20 protein-coding genes and 1 tRNA gene are annotated in these 17,561 nt (G+C 71.4%); 14 read left to right on the top strand and 7 right to left on the bottom strand.

The annotated features are described in order from the left end of the window. Nucleotides 1-21 precede the first annotated feature (21 nt). A complete protein-coding gene (locus tag ACWDX9_RS09020) occupies nt 22-795 on the top strand; it encodes a cyclase family protein (RefSeq protein ID WP_449950881.1) in 774 nt (257 codons plus the stop codon). Further along, complete coding sequence (locus tag ACWDX9_RS09025) at nt 792-2,474, top strand: thiamine pyrophosphate-binding protein (RefSeq protein WP_449950884.1); 1,683 nt, start codon at nt 792-794, stop codon at nt 2,472-2,474. The genes ACWDX9_RS09020 and ACWDX9_RS09025 overlap by 4 nt, the downstream gene beginning before the upstream one ends. A gap of 2 nt (nt 2,475-2,476) precedes the next feature. On the opposite strand, the gene ACWDX9_RS09030 is transcribed toward ACWDX9_RS09025, so the two are convergent. From ACWDX9_RS09030 to dhaK, 3 genes are all read right to left on the bottom strand, one after another. Beyond that, nucleotides 2,477-2,851 (bottom strand): PTS-dependent dihydroxyacetone kinase phosphotransferase subunit DhaM, encoded by a 375-nt coding sequence (locus ACWDX9_RS09030; RefSeq protein WP_449950885.1) that lies wholly within the window; start codon nt 2,849-2,851, stop codon nt 2,477-2,479. Nucleotides 2,852-2,984: 133 nt separating this feature from the next. Continuing rightward, nucleotides 2,985-3,602 carry a dihydroxyacetone kinase subunit DhaL gene (dhaL, locus tag ACWDX9_RS09035; protein ID WP_364246780.1) on the bottom strand — a complete coding sequence of 206 codons (618 nt, stop codon included), beginning with the start codon at nt 3,600-3,602 and terminating at the stop codon, nt 2,985-2,987. Continuing rightward, nucleotides 3,602-4,582, bottom strand: coding sequence for a dihydroxyacetone kinase subunit DhaK (gene dhaK, locus ACWDX9_RS09040; RefSeq protein WP_449950888.1), 981 nt, complete (start codon nt 4,580-4,582; stop codon nt 3,602-3,604). The genes dhaL and dhaK overlap by 1 nt, the downstream gene beginning before the upstream one ends. Before the next feature lie 54 nt (nt 4,583-4,636). Here dhaK and ACWDX9_RS09045 point away from each other — a divergent pair, with 54 nt between their 5' ends. The 5 genes from ACWDX9_RS09045 (at nt 4,637) to ACWDX9_RS09065 (ending at nt 9,626) form a co-directional block, all read left to right on the top strand. Next, nucleotides 4,637-5,803, top strand: a complete 1,167-nt coding sequence (locus tag ACWDX9_RS09045; RefSeq protein WP_449950891.1) for a cytochrome P450 — start codon at nt 4,637-4,639, stop codon at nt 5,801-5,803. An 18-nt stretch (nt 5,804-5,821) separates the two neighbouring features. Next, complete coding sequence (locus ACWDX9_RS09050; RefSeq protein ID WP_449950893.1) at nt 5,822-6,568, top strand: lysophospholipid acyltransferase family protein; 747 nt, start codon at nt 5,822-5,824, stop codon at nt 6,566-6,568. A gap of 354 nt (nt 6,569-6,922) precedes the next feature. Further along, nucleotides 6,923-7,273 carry a hypothetical protein gene (locus ACWDX9_RS09055; protein ID WP_449950895.1) on the top strand — a complete coding sequence of 117 codons (351 nt, stop codon included), beginning with the start codon at nt 6,923-6,925 and terminating at the stop codon, nt 7,271-7,273. A gap of 461 nt (nt 7,274-7,734) precedes the next feature. Next, nucleotides 7,735-8,532, top strand: coding sequence for a hypothetical protein (locus ACWDX9_RS09060; RefSeq protein ID WP_449950898.1), 798 nt, complete (start codon nt 7,735-7,737; stop codon nt 8,530-8,532). 230 nt (nt 8,533-8,762) lie between these two features. Further along, nucleotides 8,763-9,626: an RDD family protein gene (locus ACWDX9_RS09065; protein ID WP_449950901.1), complete on the top strand. Its 864-nt coding sequence runs from the start codon at nt 8,763-8,765 to the stop codon at nt 9,624-9,626. Between the two features lie 209 nt (nt 9,627-9,835). Here ACWDX9_RS09065 and ACWDX9_RS09070 read toward each other — a convergent pair whose 3' ends face one another. After that, nucleotides 9,836-10,327: a MarR family winged helix-turn-helix transcriptional regulator gene (locus ACWDX9_RS09070; RefSeq protein WP_363963971.1), complete on the bottom strand. Its 492-nt coding sequence runs from the start codon at nt 10,325-10,327 to the stop codon at nt 9,836-9,838. 90 nt (nt 10,328-10,417) lie between these two features. Between ACWDX9_RS09070 and ACWDX9_RS09075 the strand changes: the two genes are divergently transcribed. Together ACWDX9_RS09075 and ACWDX9_RS09080 are read left to right on the top strand one after the other, a co-directional pair. Continuing rightward, a complete protein-coding gene (locus ACWDX9_RS09075; protein ID WP_449950904.1) occupies nt 10,418-11,272 on the top strand; it encodes an NAD-dependent epimerase/dehydratase family protein in 855 nt (284 codons plus the stop codon). Nucleotides 11,273-11,422: 150 nt separating this feature from the next. Continuing rightward, on the top strand, nt 11,423-12,451 hold the full coding sequence (locus ACWDX9_RS09080) for a DUF418 domain-containing protein (RefSeq protein ID WP_449950907.1): 1,029 nt from the start codon (nt 11,423-11,425) through the stop codon (nt 12,449-12,451). Here ACWDX9_RS09080 and ACWDX9_RS09085 read toward each other — a convergent pair. Continuing rightward, nucleotides 12,448-13,722 carry an ABC transporter substrate-binding protein gene (locus ACWDX9_RS09085; RefSeq protein WP_449950910.1) on the bottom strand — a complete coding sequence of 425 codons (1,275 nt, stop codon included), beginning with the start codon at nt 13,720-13,722 and terminating at the stop codon, nt 12,448-12,450. The genes ACWDX9_RS09080 and ACWDX9_RS09085 overlap by 4 nt on opposite strands. 317 nt (nt 13,723-14,039) lie before the next feature. Between ACWDX9_RS09085 and ACWDX9_RS09090 the strand changes: the two genes are divergently transcribed. Further along, on the top strand, nt 14,040-14,807 hold the full coding sequence (locus ACWDX9_RS09090; protein WP_449950912.1) for a phosphatase PAP2 family protein: 768 nt from the start codon (nt 14,040-14,042) through the stop codon (nt 14,805-14,807). Between the two features lie 48 nt (nt 14,808-14,855). On the opposite strand, the gene ACWDX9_RS09095 is transcribed toward ACWDX9_RS09090, so the two are convergent. Continuing rightward, nucleotides 14,856-14,932 (bottom strand) — tRNA-Pro (locus ACWDX9_RS09095). A 95-nt stretch (nt 14,933-15,027) separates the two neighbouring features. On the opposite strand from ACWDX9_RS09095, the gene ACWDX9_RS09100 reads away from it, so the two are divergent. From ACWDX9_RS09100 to ACWDX9_RS09115, 4 genes are all read left to right on the top strand, one after another. Continuing rightward, nucleotides 15,028-15,453, top strand: a complete 426-nt coding sequence (locus ACWDX9_RS09100; RefSeq protein WP_449891992.1) for a hypothetical protein — start codon at nt 15,028-15,030, stop codon at nt 15,451-15,453. Nucleotides 15,454-15,523: 70 nt separating this feature from the next. After that, the gene (locus ACWDX9_RS09105; RefSeq protein ID WP_449950915.1) at nt 15,524-16,069 is read left to right on the top strand and encodes a hypothetical protein; all 546 of its coding nucleotides are present in this window, start codon (nt 15,524-15,526) and stop codon (nt 16,067-16,069) included. 9 nt (nt 16,070-16,078) lie between these two features. After that, the gene (locus ACWDX9_RS09110) at nt 16,079-16,849 is read left to right on the top strand and encodes a hypothetical protein (protein ID WP_449950918.1); all 771 of its coding nucleotides are present in this window, start codon (nt 16,079-16,081) and stop codon (nt 16,847-16,849) included. 4 nt (nt 16,850-16,853) lie between these two features. Further along, a complete protein-coding gene (locus ACWDX9_RS09115; protein ID WP_185073178.1) occupies nt 16,854-17,051 on the top strand; it encodes a hypothetical protein in 198 nt (65 codons plus the stop codon). Between the two features lie 84 nt (nt 17,052-17,135). Here the strand turns inward: ACWDX9_RS09115 and ACWDX9_RS09120 are convergent, their stop codons facing one another. Next, the gene (locus ACWDX9_RS09120) at nt 17,136-17,549 is read right to left on the bottom strand and encodes an ATP-binding protein (RefSeq protein ID WP_449950921.1); all 414 of its coding nucleotides are present in this window, start codon (nt 17,547-17,549) and stop codon (nt 17,136-17,138) included. Nucleotides 17,550-17,561: the final 12 nt, after the last annotated feature.

Here is a 17,561-nt window from a genome sequence, read left to right on the forward strand (position 1 = left end):
ACAGCCCACCGGGAGGATGACATGTCGGTCTTGCGGAGCTTCGTTGACAGCGTGCGCAGCGGGGCGATCGAGGTGATCGACCTCACGGCGCCCCTCTCGTCCGAGACGCCGATCCTCCAGCTGCCCGAGCCGTTCGGCAACACGATCCCGTTCCGCCTGGAGGAGATCAGCCGCTACGACGACCGCGGCCCCGCCTGGTACTGGAACGACATCCACACCGGCGAGCACACCGGCACCCACTTCGACGCCCCCGTCCACTGGGTCACCGCCCGCGACGGCCAGGACGTCTCCCAGGTGCCCGTACGCAGCCTCATCGCGCCCGCCGTCGTGCTCGACTTCGCCGCCGAGGCGTCCAAGGACGCCGACTTCCTCCTCCAGATCGACCACGTCAAGGAGTGGGAACGCGCCAACGGCCCGCTGCCCGACGGCGGCTGGCTGCTCTACCGCACCGGCTGGGACACCCGCTCCGCCGACCAGGCGGCCTTCCTGAACGCCGACGCCTCCGGCCCCCACACGCCCGGCATCTCGGTGGAGTGCGCCAAGTGGCTGGCCTCCGAGACCCCGATCGCCGGGATCGGCGTCGAGACCGTCGGCACCGACGCGGGCGCCGCCCACTCCTTCGACCCGGCCTTCCCGTGCCACTCCTTCCTGCTGGGGGCGGGCAAGTACGGCCTGACCCAGCTGCGCAACCTCGACCGGCTGCCCGTGACCGGCGCCGTCGTGGTCGCGCCGCCGCTGCCCATCGTGGGCGGCTCCGGCAGCCCCGTGCGCGTGCTGGCCCTGGTGGAACGTTGATCGTCGCGGAGGCCGTGGGGCGGGCCCTGGCCGCCTGCGGCGTCGGGACCGCCTTCGGGGTGGTCGGCAGTGGCAACTTCCACGTGACCAACGCCCTGGTGGCGGGCGGCGTGCGCTTCGTCGCCGCCCGCCACGAGGGCGGGGCCGCCACCATGGCCGACGCGTACGCGCGGATGAGCGGGCGGGTCGGCGTCGTGTCGGTGCACCAGGGGCCCGGGCTCACCAACGCCCTGACCGGCCTGACCGAGGCGGCCAAGAGCCGTACGCCGCTCATCGTGCTGGCGGGGGAGGCCACGGAGGTCCAGTCCAACTTCCACATCGACCAGGCCGCGCTCGCTACAGCGGTGGGGGCGGTGGCGATGCGTGTCACCTCGGCGGAGGAGGCGGTGTCGCGGGTGGCCGAGGCGTATCGGGTGGCGGTGGAGGAGCGGCGCACGGTCCTGCTGAACCTGCCGCTCGACGTCCAGGCCGCCCCCTTCGAGGGTCCCGTCGATGTGATGCCGCCCGCGATCGCTTCGGCGGTTCCCGCGGTGGGCTCTTCGGCGACCCCTCCGGAAGGTCCCTCGGCAGGCCCTTCAGTGCGTCCTTCGGCGGCGGAGGTGGGGGAGCTGGCGCGGTTGCTCGGCGTGGCCGAGCGGCCGGTGTTCATCGCGGGGCGCGGTGCCCGGCACGCGCGGCGGGAGCTGGAGGAGCTGGCCGACCTCGCGGGCGCCCTGCTGGCCACCTCGGCCGTCGCGAAGGGGCTCTTCCGCGGCAGCCCGTGGGACCTCGACGTGAGCGGCGGCTTCGCGACGCCGCTGGCCGCCGAGCTGATCCGCGGCGCCGACCTGGTCGTCGCGTGGGGATGCGCGCTGAACATGTGGACCACCCGCCACGGCACGCTCGTCTCGCCGGGCGCGAAGGTCGTGAAGGTCGATCTCGACCCGGCGGCGTTCAAGACCCATGTGCCCGCCGACCTGGGCGTGGTGGGTGACGTGCCGAGGGTCGCGGAGGCGCTGGCCCACCGGGTCGCGCCCCGATCGGGCTACCGGTCGCCGGAGCTCGCCGCCCGCGTGCGGGCCGAGGGGCGCTGGCGGGATGTGCCGTACGAGGACGAGAGCGGCGGCGGCCGGATCGACCCCCGGACGCTCAGCATCGGGCTGGACGACCTCCTGCCGCGGGAACGGATCGTCGCCATCGATTCCGGAAATTTCATGGGATATCCGTCGATGTTCGTGGATGTCCCGGATGAGGGTGGGTTCTGCTTCACGCAGGCGTTCCAGTCGATCGGGCTGGGCCTGGCGACGGCGATCGGCGCGGCGATCGCCAGGCCGGACCGGCTGCCGGTGGCCGCGCTCGGCGACGGCGGCGCCCTCATGGGCATCGCGGAGCTGGAGACCGTCGTCCGGCTCGGCCTGCCCATGGTGATCGTGGTGTACGACGACGAGGCGTACGGGGCCGAGGTCCACCACTTCGGGCCGCACGGTCACCCGCTCGGGACGGTCACGTTCCCACCGGCCGACCTCGCCGCCATCGCCCGGGGTCACGGCTGCGCCGCCGTGACGGTCGGCGGGCCCGGCGACCTGGCGGGCGTGGCCGAATGGGTGGACGGGCCCCGCGACCGGCCGCTCCTGGTGCACGCCAAGGTCACGGCGGAGCACGGGTCCTGGTGGCTGGAGGAGGCCTTCAAGGGCCACTGAGCTCAGAGCTTGCGGTAGGTGCGGGCTTCCTCGGCCGCCTCCAGGACGTCGGCCAGCGGCACGCCCGCGCCCGCCGCCACCGCCGCGGCGATCGCGCCCTCCACGAACGGCACGTCCGCCACCACCACGCGCCCGTCCTCCTCCAGCAGGCGGGCGGTCAGCACCGAGCTGCCCAGGTCGGGGATGAGCACCACCCCGTCACCCTGGTCGACGCTGCGCAGCGCCGCCTCGATGAGGTCCAGGCTCGTGCCCAGCCCGCCGTCCTCGGTGCCCCCGGCGGCCGCCACGGGTACGTCGGGACCGGCGATCCCGCGGGCCAGCGACGCCGCCTCCGCCGCCAGCCCCGCGCTGTGCGCGACGAGCACCAGCCCCACCATCACCCGGCTCCGCCTGGGATCACGCGATCAGCGGGCCCGCCCGTCACGCCACCACCGAGATCAGGACCGCCCGTCACGCCACCACCGACGCCAGGACCGCCCGTCACGCCACCACCGACGCCAGAACCGCTCATCACGCCACCACCGACGCCAGCGCGGCCATGAACAGGGCCGCCGACGCCGCCCCCGGGTCCTCGTGCCCGATGCTGCGTTCGCCCAGGTAGCTGGCCCGGCCCTTGCGCGCCTGCATCGGGATCGTGGCCTTCGCCCCCTCCTCGGCCGCTTCGGCCGCCCGTTCGAGCGCCTCCTTCACCCCGATCCCGTCACGTACGGCCAGAGCGAGCGCCCGGGAGGCCGGGACCAGCGCGTCCACCATGGTCTTGTCGCCCAGCGCGGCCTTGCCCAGCCGTTCGAGCGCCACCACCCCGGCCTCGAACGCCCCCGAGAACCCGGCCAGCGTCACCGGCGACTCCAGCGACTTGCCCATCTGCCGGAACACGGACCCGTACAGCGGCCCGGAGGCGCCCCCGACGCGGCGGATCAGCGTCGCGCCCGCCGCGGCCAGCACCTCGCCGGGAGTCCCCGGCGGCGACTCGGCCAGCGTCTTGCGGACCTCGGTGAGGCCGCGGTCGAGGTTCGTGCCGTGGTCGGCGTCGCCGATCGCCGCGTCCAGCCGGGTCAGCCGGTCGCGGTCCCTGTGCACCAGCCTGGCCGCCTCCTCGAACCAGGCCACGAACACGTCGGTGTCCATCAGCGCCCCCAGCGCAGCCCCGGCGTCTCGACCGGAGCGTCCCACAGGCGGGTGAGCACGTCGTCGAGCAGGCAGATCGACACGGAGAAGCCCTGCATGTCGAGGCTGGTCACGTAGTTGCCGACGAGCGAGCGCGACACCCGCGCGCCCTTGCCCCTGACGAAGGCCGCGACCTCCGCGAACACCACGTACAGCTCCATGAGCGGGGTGCCGCCCATGCCGTTGACCATGACCAGCAGGTCGCCGCGGAGCGGCAGGTCGCCGTGGATGGCCTCCATGGCGATCGCGGCCAGCTCGCGCGCCGACACCATCGGCACCCGGGCCCGCCCCGGCTCGCCGTGGATGCCGATGCCCAGCTCCACGTCCGTCTCCGGCAGGTCGAACGTCGGCTTGCCCGCGTGCGGCGTCGTACAGGACGTCAGGGCGATGCCGAACGACCTGCTGCGCTCGTCCACCTCGCCCGCCACCGCGGCGAGCTGGGCCAGCGGCGCGCCCTGCTCGGCCAGCGCGCCCGCGAGCTTCTCCACGAACAGCGTGGCCCCGGTGCCGCGCCGGCCCGCCGTGTAGAGGGAGTCCTGTACGGCCACGTCGTCGTCGACCAGCACGCTGGCCACCTCGACGTCCTCGATCAGCTCGGCGGCCATCTCGAAGTTCAGCACGTCGCCGGTGTAGTTCTTGACGATGTGCAGGACCCCGGCGCCGCCGTCGACCGCCCTGGTCGCGTCGATGATCTGGTCGGGGACCGGTGAGGTGAAGACCTCGCCGGGGCAGGCCGCGTCGAGCATGCCGTACCCGACGAAACCGGCGTGCAGCGGCTCATGTCCCGAGCCGCCGCCCGAGACCAGGCCGACCTTGCCGGGCCGCGGCCCCTCGGCCCGGTAGACCACGCGGTCGCGCACCCGCAGCGAGGGGTGGGCCGCGGCCATGCCGTTCAGCGCGTCATCGACGACGGAGTCGGCCGTGTTGATGAGCTTCTTCATGGTGAGAAGATCTGCCCATTTTCACGAGGGCGCAAGCGTCGTAGCGTAGGCGGGATGGAGGTCGTCTACAACCCCTACGACCCGGCGGTCAACAACGACCCGTACCCCGTCTACGCGTGGTTACGCCGGGAAGCGCCGGTCTATCACAACGCCGAACACGGCTTCTGGGCACTGTCGCGGCACGCCGACGTGTCCGCCGCGCTCGGCGACAGCGCACTGCTGTCCAGCGACCACGGCCCCGTGCTCGACCCGGCCGCGTGGGGGCCGCAGGCGCGTACGTACCTGTCGTTCGTGGCCATGGACCCGCCGGACCACACCCGCATGCGGGCCGTCGTCTCGCGGGCCTTCACCCCGCGCCGGGTGGCCGCGCTCGAACCCATGATCAGGCAGATCGCGCGGGGCTACATCGAGGAGGGCATCGAGCGGGGGACGTTCGACTTCGTCCGCGACTTCGCGGCCAAACTGCCGCTCGACGTGATCTCCGAGCTGGTGGGGGTGCCGCCGTCCGATCGGGCGGACGTCCGCCGCAAGTCCGACATCCTCGTGAAATATGACCCTCAGGGCAAGATGGCGGACACGGGGCTCAGGAGCATCCTGTCCCTCGGCGACTACTACGCCTCGATCGTCGCCGACCGCCGGGCCGCTCCCCGTGACGACCTCGTCTCGGCGCTCGTCGCCGACGGCGGGCTGAGCCCCGAGGAGATCGTGGCGTTCCTGTTCCTGCTGATCGGGGCGGGCTCGGAGACCACCACCCACCTGCTGGGCGCCGCCTGGTACTGGGCGTGGCGCCACCCCGGCCAGCGCGCCGCCGCCTTCGGCGGGGCGATCACGGGGTGGGTGGAGGAGTCGCTGCGGTACGACACCCCCGCGCACGGCATCGCCCGCCGCCTCACCGAGCCCGCCGAGTGGCACGGCGTCCGGGTCCCCGCCGACGCGAAGGTGTGGATCCTGATCGGCTCCGCCAACAGGGACGAGTCGGTCTTCCCCGACCCCGACGTCTACGACCTGGGCCGCGACACCTCCAGGTCCATCAGCTTCGGCGTCGGCCGCCACTACTGCCTCGGCGGTCCGCTCGCCCGGCTGGAGGCCCGGGTGGCGCTGGAGGAGCTCACCAAGGCCGTCTCGCCTTCGTACGAGATCGACCCGGACGGCATCCGGCGCATCTCGCACGGGAACGTGCGCGGGATGGTCCGGCTCCCGACTACCGTGGCACCCGCCTGAGTAGGCTACCTTCTGCTCATGGCTGAGATCGTGTACCCGCCGGTGATCGCCGCCGCGCGGACCCTGTTTCGCGTGCTCGACGTCCGGTTCCACATGGAGGGTACGGAGCACGTGCCGCAGACCGGGGGAGCGGTGCTGGTGAGCAACCACATCAGCTACCTCGACTTCATCTTCGCGGGATTCGCCGCGCTGCCCTCGCGGCGGCTGGTGCGCTTCATGGCCAAGCAGGACGTCTTCGACCACCGGATCTCCGGGCCGCTGATGCGCGGTATGAAACACATCCCGGTGGACCGGGGGGCGGGCGCGGGCTCGTACGCCACGGCCCTGCGCATGTTGAAGGCCGGCGAGGTCGTCGGGGTCTTCGCGGAGGCGACGATCAGCCGGTCGTTCACCGTCAAGGAGATCAAGAACGGCGCCATCCGCATGGCCCAGGCCACCAACACGCCCATCATCCCCGTCGCGCTGTGGGGCAGCCAGCGCTTCTGGACCAAGGGCCGGCCCCGCAAGCTCACGCAACGGCACATCCCGCTGACCATCGTGGTGGGGGAGCCGATGCACCCCAAGCGCGGCGAGAACGTCAACGACCACACCGCCGACCTGCACAAGCGGCTGTCGGGCCTGGTGGACCAGGCGCAGCGCACGTACCCGGAGGTGCCGCAGGGGGTGTGGTGGCAGCCCGCGCACCTGGGCGGCACGGCCCCGACGCCGGAGGAGGCGGAGGCCATGGACGCCGCCGAGGCCGAGGCCCGCGCCAAGAAGGATTGACCCGGGCTTTTGTCAGGACGCGTCCACGCCTCGGCCGGCGCTGGGAGGTGGAGGTGCCGGACGCGTTCCGCCGCGTCCCAGATCAGCAGCCCGCGAATGTCGCCGAGGAGATCCATCGTGGCGGGGTCGTACAGAGGATGGCTCCACAGACCGCCCACCTCGGCGTGGACGAAGCGGTCGTCCAGCCACGTGACGTGCTCGTCGCACAACGGACCCGAGTCCCGCTCGCACGGCACGGGCACCGGCTCGCCGTCGACCCACAACTGCGCGCCGATCCAGTCGGGAGCGCGGATCGTCAGTGCCTGGCGCCGTAAGCCGGGGGCGAAGGCGACGCGGACCACACGCTTGCCCGCGGTGTCGAGGAAGTTGTACGCGCATCGCTCGTCCGTGAACTCCCAGCCGATCTCCCCGTACTCGGCAGGCGTCACCCCGGTGGGCGGAGCCGGGTACGTCCGCCCGCACCTGTCACCGTCCCGCGCGGCGACCCGTCCGGCCGCGCCCGTCCAGGCCCACATCGCCAGGGCCCGCACCGGATCGTCCATCCCGCCCATCGAGAACCGATGCTCCAGCCAGCGCACCAACGCAGCGCCCTGCGGCTCGCCCCGGATGCCGGTCGGGACGGGCGCGCTCCGGCCGTCCATCCACAGCAGGAGCTCGGGCCCGGCCAGCAGCATAGCGTGGTGCCGCCGGTCGGGGGTGAAGTAAGCGCGGAACGTCACACCTCCGCGAGAGCGCCGGTAGGACCTCCCGTACGGCGCCACGCCCGCGGCCGTACAGTCCTCGACCGTCGGCGCGGCCGGTGGGTCCGCCAGGTCGCCGCGCGTCACGGCGGCCATCCACTGCTCCAGGGCCTCGCGACTCATGGCCGCCATTCTGATGCGACGGACAGGCCCGGACAAGATCAACAAGCGCAGCGCGAATCGAATCCACCCGGTCGCGGCGCAACGCATCGCCCCGGCAACGGAGACTGCGCGCGGGCGCGACCCGAGCCGGTCGAGGGCGCGCCCGTTCACCGCGCGGGGTTGACCTGCGACCGCGATTGCGGGCCATGGCGCGAGGCGCGCGATCCGGGCGGTTGCCCTGCTGGTGGAGTGGGTGAGGCCGGAACGAGATCTGGGCCTGCGAAGATCACCCGGCATGGCTCACCTCCCGAGGAGACGACCCGCATGAGGCTCTGGGCGCTCGCCCTGACGATCACCTCCGTGACCTCCATAGTCACGTCGCCGGCCGCCGCCGCGGCCGGCCCCGACCCCGTCGCCGCGCTGCGCCGCCAGTTGGCGAGCGGCAACGGTGTGACCTTCTCGGACGTCCTGGTCGCCAGGTCCGAAGGAAAGCCGCACACCATCCGGGAGTCCGGAGTCCACGAGCTGGACCGGGGGAGGGTGGTCGCGAGCGAGATCCTGCGCCCCAAGGATTTCATGTTCGGCAAGTACCGCCAGCGCCTCATCCTCTTCCCGGACCGGTCCTACGAGCAGTCGGCCGGCCTGCGCAAGCATCTTCCGGAAGGCAAGAGCTGGGTGGTCGCCAAGGGGAAGCAGTCCCTCGCCCTGCACTGCGGCCAGATGCGGCTGAGCGATCCCGGCACGCTCAAGGCCCTGCTCGCCGCCACCAAGGTCAAGCGCCCGTCCGGCGTGTACGACGGCACCCGCACCACCCTCTACGAGGGGTCCATCACGCTGGGCCAGCTCGCCAAGGCGGACCCCGACTTCCGTATCGCCGGACTTCACAGGCCCGCGGGAAAGTACGCCCGTGTCCGGGTCGACTGGAAGCTCTGGATCGGACGGGACCAGCTCGTCCGCCGATGCCACAGCGACTCCAGGCAACCCGGCATCCCCAAGCTGAGCGACGAACCCGTCCATTACATCGACGACGTCCGCCTGTCCCGGTGGGGCCGCCCGATCGACATCCAAGCGCCTCCGGCCGATGAGGTGGCGACCTACGACGAGCTCGACCTTCCGGAGTAGCCCCAAGGCGGGCCACCAGATACGGGGCGTGGCTGAATCGGCTGCACACGCCCGAGCTCACAGCTCAGCGAAGCCGGGAGATGGCCGCGGCTTCCCATGCCCGTTGAAGAGCAGCTCGCGGCGATGCTGAGCGGATGAAGTGGCGGCCAGGAGCTGCGCGAGTACGAGGAGGACACGACCCAGTGGGCGAGCTTGGCCGTCGGGCCTATCTCGGAGCAGCCGGCGCTTGGGTGGCCGCCCTGGCGGTCGCCGCATATCCGACCTGGGACGCCTGGCAGATCGAGTACGGGCCTTTCTACGGCTGCATGGGGTTCCCTGACGGGGCCGGCTTCGGGCTCACCCCAGTGGCGTCGGCCCTGCTGGGGGATGCCGAGGAGGTCGCGGACCTGGCCGTCCTCTGGGGCGTGCCCTCGAGTCTGGTCCTCGCGGGAATGCTGATGTCGGCTGCCACCGGGAACGGGGCCGTCGTCGGCCGCCGCGTGGCCGGCCTGCTCGTCCTGCTCGCGATCGCCGGACCGGCCAGCCCTGCGTACATGCGTGAGGACGGGTGCTCGATGATGCCCGTGCTCAGTGGCGAGTGGTTCAGAACCGTACTGAGCGCCTTCGGGCTTGCGCAGTCCGCCCTCCTGGGCTCGGCCCTGCTGGTGCTGCTGGCCACCCGGACGGGGCGGGACACCTGGCCGAGCGGGTTCATCGGCCGCCGGGCGGCGGCGTTCGCCATCGACTACGTGCTCGCCGTCGTCTTTCTGGGCTTCTTCGCGGGGAGTGGCTTGGACTTCGGCTTCCTGAACTGGTTCAGGGTCAACGAACCACTGTCGCTGATCGGCGCCGTGGCCGCGTTCCTCTACGTCCTGACGGGGCTGACGGTCGGCAAGCGGCTCATGCGCATCCGCGTCGTCTCCGCCGAGACCGGTCATCGGCCAGACCGGCGCAGGGCCGCGATCCGCGCCCTCGTCTTCCCCGTCCTCGTCTGCGTGCCGCAGTTCGGGCTGGTCGTGCTCTTGGTGGACGGGCTGTGGGCGATGTCAGACCCGGCGGCCCGCACTCTGCACGACCGTCTCGCCGACACCCGGGTCGTTCGCGACCTGCTGTGAGACACGCGGCGAGGCGGCGGCGATCTTCCCTGGCATGACGGCCCAGCCCGTCCCCGGGTCGCGCCGACACGGGCGAGCCGACCGGGCCGGACTGGCGGACGGTACGACTTCCGGGAGTTCCTGCCTATCGTGACCTGGCCAGCCCCCCGGCCCCTCGCAGAAAAGCTCGGACCGCCCCAAGGCAGGTGCCGAGCCCCGGGAGCAGCCCTCTACACGGTGTCGCCCAGGGAGACGAGGAGTTTGCGGAGGAGGTCGGCCAGGGCGTCGCGGTCGGTGGGGGAGAGGCCGGACAGGAGGCGGGCCTCGTTGGCCGCGTGACGTTCCAGGACGTCGTTGGCCACCCGCCGTCCTTCGTCCGTCAGCGCCACGAGCGTCATCCGCCGGTTGTCCGGCGCCGGCCAGCGGTCGACCAGCCCGCGCTCCACCAGGTGGTCCATGCGGTTGGTGAGTGCGCCGGGACTGACCATGGCCGCCGCCGACAGGTCCTTCATGCACATGGAGTCGGCTTCGTTCCTGAGCAGCGTGGCCAGCATGTCGAACTCCCACGCCTCCAGCCCGTGCTCGCCCAGGAACTCCTTGACCCCCCGCTCCAGAAGCCGCGAGGCCCGCGACACCCGGCCGATCACGCCCATCGGGGACACGTCCACGTCGGGCCGGGTGCGGGCCCACTGCCCGAGGATCGCGTCGACTGCATCTCCCATGGCGGCAATCGTACGACATTGAAATGTTCGATGTCGTGGGCTATCGTCCTACGTGGAAATGTTCAATGTCGAAATTTTTGAGGTGGGACAATGAAGGTGCTGGTGCTTGGCGCGACGGGGTACATCGGCGGTGTCCTGGTGGAGCGGCTGGTGGCGCAGGGGCATGAGGTGGCGGCCTACGTGCGGCCCGCGGCGGAGGGAGAGCGGCGGGTGCCGGGTGCGGCCGACGTCCGGTACGGGGATCTGGCGGACGCCGCCGCGCTGGAGAAGGCGATCACCGCGGACCTCGACGCGATCGTGCACGCCGGGCAGTTGACCGGCGACCAGGAGGCCGACCTGGCCACGATCGGCGTGCTCGCCGGATCGTCGCAGAAGGTCGTCTATGTCAGCGGCGTGTGGGTGCTCGGCGAGACCGATGGGGCCGACGAGGACAGCCCGGCCGACCCGATCCCCCTGGTGGCGTACCGGGACAAGGTGGAGCGGCTGGTGATCGACGGCGGCGGCTCCGTGGTGCGTCCCGGCGTCGTCCACGGGCGCGGCACGGGCATCGCGGCGCTGCTGAAGGCGCAGGCCGCGCGGCGCGGGACCGGTGTGTACGTCACCGCGGGCGGCACGGCGCCGACGTGGACCTTCGTGCACGTGGACGATGTGGCCGAGCTGATCCTGGCCGCCCTGGAGAAGGGGGAGGCGGCCGTCTACCACGCCATCAGCGAGGAGGCGGTGCCCGTCACCGCCGTGGCCGAGGCGGCGGCCAGGTCGGCGGGCGTCAAGGAGACGGCCGAGCCCTGGCCGTTCGAGGAGGCCGCGCGGGAGCTCGGGGAGGGCTTCGCCCGGGCTCTGGCGATCAGCCAGCGCGTCAGCGCGACCCGTACCCGCGAATTGCTCGGCTGGCAGCCCTCCCGCCCCGGCATCGTCGCCGATCTCGTCGAGGGTTCCTACGCCTGACGCGTCCTCTCATCCTGGACCGGCCGGACGAACCGATGGCCCGGTGGGGTGCCGTCGAGAACGAGGATCGGCCGAAAGTGCCGTCGCGCGACCGCGAGCCCCTACCGGTGGTCGATGTACGCACCGGGCTCCGTCCCCAGGATGAGGTGCATGCCCTATCGAGATCACGCTCCGGGACCGGTCCGAGGTCCCGGAGCCCCTTCCACCCGCGCCGGGACGCCGGCCTCCCCCGGCCGGCCGCGTATCGCCGCGCTCGACGTCCTGCGCGGGTTCACGCTGTGCGAGATCCTGCTCGCCAACATCCAGCTGATAGCCAACGGCGACCGCGCCGTCACGACGCAGCCCATGGGCGACTGGGACCCGTGGCTCGGGCTCCCGATCTTCTCCCTGCTGTTCGGCATCGGGTTCTCGCTGCTGCTGGACTCCGCCGCGAACCGCGTCCCCCGCCCGCGGCTCGTCCTGCTGCGCCGGCTTCTGGCGCTGCTCGCGATCGGCCTCGCGCATTCGCTGCTGTGGCGGGGTGAAATCCTGACCTCGTACGCCATCGTCGGCCTGCTGGTGCTGCTGCCCTCCACCTGGCTGCCGCGGTGGGCCGTGGCCGGCCTCGCCCCGGCGCTCGTGGCGGCGGCGCTGATCGGCGGGGGTGGCGGGCCCCTGATGATCGCCGGGCTGTTCCTGCTGGGCTCGGCGCTGGTCCGGTACGGGATGATCGAGAAGATCGAGCGGTCCACCCGGGGGCCGCTCCTGCTGGGGCTGGCCTTCGCGGCGGGGGCGGCCTCAGCCCTGTGGGCGCGGACCGGGACGGGCACGCCGTCCTTCACGTCCGGCCTGGCCGATCTGCTGCTCGCCGGCGTGTACGTGTGCACCCTGCTGGTCCTGCTCAGAACGCCGCTGCGACCGGCGCTGGCGGCCCTCTTCGCACCACTGGGCCGGATGGCGCTGACCAATTACCTGACCGCCACGATCCTCGTGCTGGCGGCCGCTCACCTCCTCGGCCTGCCGATCGGCCGATCCCTGACGGCGGCGTACGCGACCGCGGGAGTCATCCTCGCCGCCCAGTGGCTGTTCGCCACCCTCTGGCTGCGCCGCCACCGCCAGGGTCCCGTCGAGTGGCTCTGGCGCTGGGTCACCTGGGCCCACCGCTCAGCCCTGCGCATCCCCGCGCACCGGGCCCACTAGCCCGCGATGAGGGCGTTGGCCTCCGTGATGAGTTTCTGAGCGGCCTCGTCAGACGTCATCCGGCCGAACAGGACCTCATTCGTGTACCGCGTGAGGATGGCCTCGATGGCGCTGGCGCGCTTCGGCGGGGCGGCGGGCGAGTCCGTCAGCTCCCCCTTGACCTTGTCGAGGAAGGCCAGCGTCTTCTTGTCGGTCTCCGGAAGCTTGTCCCTGACCGCCGCCAGCACTTTGGAGCTGGCCGGCAGGCCGCGGTCGCTGAGGATGATCGCGCCCGCCTCCGGGTCGTTGATCATGAAGTCGATGAACTTGGCCGCCGCGGCCTGATGCTCGGACTTCGCCGAGGCGGTGTAGAACATCGCGGGCTGCAGGAACATGCCGCCCGCGGTGGCGCCCTGCGCCTTCGGCATCCGCAGCAGGTCCACCTCCTTGCCGCCGGACGCCTTGTTGATCGAGCCGAGCTGGTTGCTCCACCACATCCCCATCGCGCCGTTGCGGGTGGCGAACAGCGACCGGTCCTCGCTCTGGGTCGCGAGCTCGATGCTCTTGGCGGCGGCAGGAGAGCCCTTGCTCCTGATCAGCTTCTGGTGGACCGCCCACCACGCCTTGAGCGTCCCGGGCGAGACGCCGATCTTGTTGCCCTTGTAGAGGGACTCGCCCCGCTGGGCGGCGAAGATCTGCAGGAACGCCGGGTTGAAGGCCTGCTGCGTGCCGTAAACCTTGCCACCGGTGCTCGCGGTGATCTTCGCCGCCAGGTCGACGTATTCGTCCCAGGTCCACGTGGTGTCGTCGGGCAGGTTCTGCCCCGCGTCCTTGATCGCCTTCGGGTCCACGACCAGGGACCAGGCGTTGACGCCGGTGGGGATGGCGAACTGCTTGTCGTCGATGGCGCCGGTGGCCAGCACCTTGGCGTCGATGTCGGCGGTGTCGACCACGCTGGACAGGTCGGCGAGCGTGCCGCGTTCGGCGTACTCCCGCAGCCCGCGGATCTCGAGGGTGATGACGTCAGGTGTCTCGTCGCTCGCGACCCTCGTGGCCAGCGTGTCGTAGTAGGTGCCGAAGCCGGAGAACTCTTCCTCGATGTCGATGTCCGGGTTCTTCGCCTCGAACCTCTTGATCGCCTCTTGCGTCATCTTCTGCCGCGCGTCACTGCCCCAGTAGGAGAAACGTAACGTGATCGCGCCGTCGGCGCCTTCGCTGCCGCAGGCCGCAGTGATCGCCAGCACAGCAGTGGCCAGGAACGCTGCCGTCCACGTCTTCTTGCCAGAGCCCACGGCTCTACCTCCTGGGGGTTGAGGGGTGCAGGACCTGCAGTGGCCCTGGGGCGGTCACTCCACGGGTCCGGCCAGGAAGAAGTCGAAGCCCAGCCCGAGCGCGCTGATCGGCATGGCGAGCACCGGAGCCCACGACGACCCTCCACCGGAGTCAGAGAATCACGCAAGATTACCGGCGCGGTGAAGCCGCCGGAAGTTGTTGAGGAGGAGGAAGTGGCCGAGGTGGTCGTTCTGTAACACGTTCCATGCCGGAGCGGTGAGTTAGGGTGACTCGCGTGCGCCCGCGTGAGGTGGCCGCCGGCCGATTATCGCGCCTGGTGGCGCGCGCCCGCTCGGTCGCACTCGCCGGGAGAGTGAGCGGGCGCCCGGCCCCGCTGGTCGAAGTGGCCGGTCTGCTGCTCGTGATCCTGCTCTTCGCACGGCTTCACGCCGCCGCCGGGAACGACACCGCGGCCGCCACCGCCAACGCTCTGGCCCTGCAGTCCATGGAACGGGCCCTCCACCTGGACATCGCGCTGAGGGCGAACCAGTGGCTGACCGAGCATCCGGCCCTCATCCAGCCGGCGGTGTACTACTACCGCCTGTACTACCTCATGGTCATCGGTGTGCTGGTGTGGGTCTTCGTCCGGCACGCCGCCGTCTACGCCAAGGTCCGCTGGACCCTCGTCGCGATGCTCGTCCTCGTGCTGCCCGTTTACTGGGCGGTGCCCATGTCGCCCCCACGGTTCGCCCTGCCGGGCGTCGTCGACATCATCGCCGAGCACGACCTCCTGGGCGGCCACGCCTCACGCGAGATCGGGAACGGCCAGAACCTGACGGCGATGCCGAGCATGCACGTGGGATGGTCGTTGTGGTGCGCGTACGCCGTGTGGTCCGCGCTGCGGGTCTCCCACCCACGACCGGCGTTGCCGGCGTGGATCTTTCCGCTGGGTATGGTGGCGGTCGTGCTCACCACGGGCAACCACTACGTGCTCGACATCGCCGGGAGCGTCGTGCTGCTGATCGTCTCCATCGCCGTCGTATCGGTATGGAACCGCCTGGCCGAGCGCCGGCGGACAGCCGCGACGGACGCCGCTCAACCATGAGAAAGGGTGTCACCCAGACGAGTGACACCCTCATCGACCAGCGAAATCTGGTCGGGACGACAGGATTTGAACCTGCGACCCCTTGACCCCCAGTCAAGTGCGCTACCAAGCTGCGCTACGTCCCGGTCGTGTCGGCCGCTCCCTGCGGAGCGGGACGTCATAACCTTAGCGCACATCGGAGGTGCACGCGTACACGGAGAGCTGGGGCGGAGGGGGTCGAGTGGGGCGGAAACCGACCATCGATCGGCGGGAGCTGGCCAGGTTGGCGGCCGAGGGGATGAACGTGCAGGAGCTGGCCGCGCACTTCGGGGTCAGCGAGTCCGGGGTGCTGCAGGCCAAGCGGGCCGCCGGGCTGGCCAAGCCGATGCTCGACCACAGCCGGGCCGTGCCGTGGAAGCTGGCCCGCGAGCACTCCCAGTCCGGGCCCGCCACCAATCTGCGCAATCTGTCGGCGGCCGCGCAGGGGAAGCCGCCCGCGGCCGAGCGGCTGAACACGGCTCTGCGATGGGCTCAGCGGCTCGTCGACGCGGGGCTCGACGTGCGGTACGACGCGGCCGAAGGGTTCAGCGAGATTCCCGCCGCACCAACAGGCTCACATGTCGCAGCCGTGCTGGCCGCGGCCAGGGAGGCGCTGGAAGCCCGCTGAGGCGGTGAGTTTCGACCCACCCGTTCGAGGGCAGTCGCTGGTCTCAAGACAGAGACCGGAGGCGAACAACATGACCACCTTAATCTGGGTGGCCGTCGTCGCGGTCGTGGTGGTGGCGCTCGTCGCAGTGGGCTACGCCGTGCTGCAGCAGAGGCGCCGCGACCATCTCCGCGAACGTTTCGGCCCGGAGTACGAACGCATAGTCTCCGAGCACGACACCCGCCACGAGGCCGAGCAGGAGCTGCTCGACCGGGAGCGCCGGCATGCGGAGCTCGGCATCCATCCCCTGACGGAAGAGTCGCGCGACACCTACGCGAACCAGTGGACCGAGGTGCAGGAGCGCTTCGTCGACGCGCCCGGGTTCGCGGTGACCGAGGCCGATCAGCTGGTCACCGCGGTCATGGCGGAACGGGGTTACCCGACGGAGGACTACGAGGAGCGGCTGTCCACCCTGTCGGTGGGGCACGCGAAGACTCTCGACCACTACCGGACGGCCCACGAGATCAGCGGGCGCGCGGCCAGGAAGGAGGCCTCCACGGAGGACCTGCGGCAGGCCATGGTGCACTACCGCGCGCTGTTCGAGGAACTGCTGCAGGAGACCACACGAGGACGGTGAACGAGGATCATGAGCACCCCCAGCACCCCCAGGAGCGGCAGCGGGGAGGAGCGCGCTCAGCGCGATGAGCGCCTCCAAGCCGACGAGCTCCGCGATGAGCGGCCCGGCGAGCGCTTCGGCGCCCGCGCCGATGAGGACGCCCGCGCCGATGAGTACGCGGAGGATCGCAAGCTGGCCGACGACGGCTCGGACGACGTCCGTGTCGCGGGCGATGACCGTGTTCCGGGCGACGTCCGTGTCGCGGGCGACGGCGAGCCGGAGACGCACAGTCCGCGTGCCGGCGACGAGTACGCCGCAGCCGTGCCCGGCGCCGTGACGCCGCCCACGGCCGGGTACGACGCCGAGTACGACGCCGAGTTCGACGACGGCACGTACCGCGATCCCTACGCCAGGACCGGCGGGGACACAACGGCCGGACCGGACACCGAGCCGGGCGAGATCCCCGCGCACGCCGCCCCCGAGGACGTCGTCCTGTTCGACCAGGACCCGGACCAGGTGCAGGCCCGCTGGCGCGACCTGCAGGCGTCGTTCGTCGACGACCCCGGCGAGGCCGTGCGGCGCGCCGACGGGCTGGTAGGCGAGGTCGTCGACGCCCTCACCAGCAGCCTCACCACGCGTACGAACGGCCTGCGCGACCGCTGGAAGGACACCGAGGCCGCCGACACCGAGCAGATGCGCCTGGCGCTGCGCGACTACAGGAGCGTCCTGGAACGCCTGCTCGCCCTCTCCGGCCGACAAACACAGACCCAGACCCAGCTCCAGACCTGGGGAAAGAGGTGACGACATGCTCGCGGTAGTCGCAGCGATCATCTTCGGACTGGGGTTCCTGCTCGACCTGGTCGGCGCCCGGATCCCCGGCGGGTTCTCCGGCATGACGTTCGTCCTGCTCGGCCTGACGCTGCTGGCCCTGCATCAGGCGGGCGTCGGCACGGCCGGAATCCGTACCGGTTACAGCAACTGGCGTGGCCGGGCACGCAGGTAGGAGCCGGCCAAGGGCCCACCGGTAAAAGGCCCCAGCCGGTGAGGCCCCGAAAAGCGGGAGGTCGCCGAGGACGGCGGCCTCCCGTCACTCCTTTCCGGGGAAGCGCATGATGACGGTGCTGCCGCCGTTCCCGACCCGCAGGGTCAGGTCCGCCGACACCAGGCGGGCCACCCACAGCCCCATCCCACCCACCGCGCCCGGTCTGGGCCCGGGTTTCCAGGCACCCCCGTCGTGCACCTCCACGATGAGGTCGCCGTTCACCGTCCAGGTACGCATGGAGGCCCGGTCGGCCCCGTGGGTGACGGCGTTGGTGGCGACCTCGTTGACCGCGATGACGAAGTCCTCGATGACGTCCTCGTGCATGCCGGCGTCGCGGGCCTCGTCCTCAGCGAACTGCCGGACCTGCGGCAGGTCCGGCAGCCGGAAGCTGAGCTCTTTCACGGGCGCGCCGGGCGGCGGGCTCGTGTAGCCCGACTGAGGCTCTCCGTCCTCGTTCACCCGGCGACCTTC

This window comes from Nonomuraea sp. NPDC003201 (genome assembly GCF_053590415.1).

Excerpts from the sequence above, each read along its gene's own strand:
- ACWDX9_RS09020 (WP_449950881.1), top strand. The coding sequence starts at position 22 with ATGTCGGTCTTGCGGAGCTTCGTTGACAGCGTGCGCAGCGGGGCGATC.
- ACWDX9_RS09030 (WP_449950885.1), bottom strand. The coding sequence starts at position 2,851 with ATGGTGGGGCTGGTGCTCGTCGCGCACAGCGCGGGGCTGGCGGCGGAG.
- dhaL (WP_364246780.1), bottom strand. The coding sequence starts at position 3,602 with ATGGACACCGACGTGTTCGTGGCCTGGTTCGAGGAGGCGGCCAGGCTG.
- dhaK (WP_449950888.1), bottom strand. The coding sequence starts at position 4,582 with ATGAAGAAGCTCATCAACACGGCCGACTCCGTCGTCGATGACGCGCTG.
- ACWDX9_RS09045 (WP_449950891.1), top strand. The coding sequence starts at position 4,637 with ATGGAGGTCGTCTACAACCCCTACGACCCGGCGGTCAACAACGACCCG.
- ACWDX9_RS09050 (WP_449950893.1), top strand. The coding sequence starts at position 5,822 with ATGGCTGAGATCGTGTACCCGCCGGTGATCGCCGCCGCGCGGACCCTG.
- ACWDX9_RS09060 (WP_449950898.1), top strand. The coding sequence starts at position 7,735 with ATGAGGCTCTGGGCGCTCGCCCTGACGATCACCTCCGTGACCTCCATA.
- ACWDX9_RS09070 (WP_363963971.1), bottom strand. The coding sequence starts at position 10,327 with ATGGGAGATGCAGTCGACGCGATCCTCGGGCAGTGGGCCCGCACCCGG.
- ACWDX9_RS09075 (WP_449950904.1), top strand. The coding sequence starts at position 10,418 with ATGAAGGTGCTGGTGCTTGGCGCGACGGGGTACATCGGCGGTGTCCTG.
- ACWDX9_RS09080 (WP_449950907.1), top strand. The coding sequence starts at position 11,423 with ATGCCCTATCGAGATCACGCTCCGGGACCGGTCCGAGGTCCCGGAGCC.
- ACWDX9_RS09105 (WP_449950915.1), top strand. The coding sequence starts at position 15,524 with ATGACCACCTTAATCTGGGTGGCCGTCGTCGCGGTCGTGGTGGTGGCG.
- ACWDX9_RS09110 (WP_449950918.1), top strand. The coding sequence starts at position 16,079 with ATGAGCACCCCCAGCACCCCCAGGAGCGGCAGCGGGGAGGAGCGCGCT.
- ACWDX9_RS09115 (WP_185073178.1), top strand. The coding sequence starts at position 16,854 with ATGCTCGCGGTAGTCGCAGCGATCATCTTCGGACTGGGGTTCCTGCTC.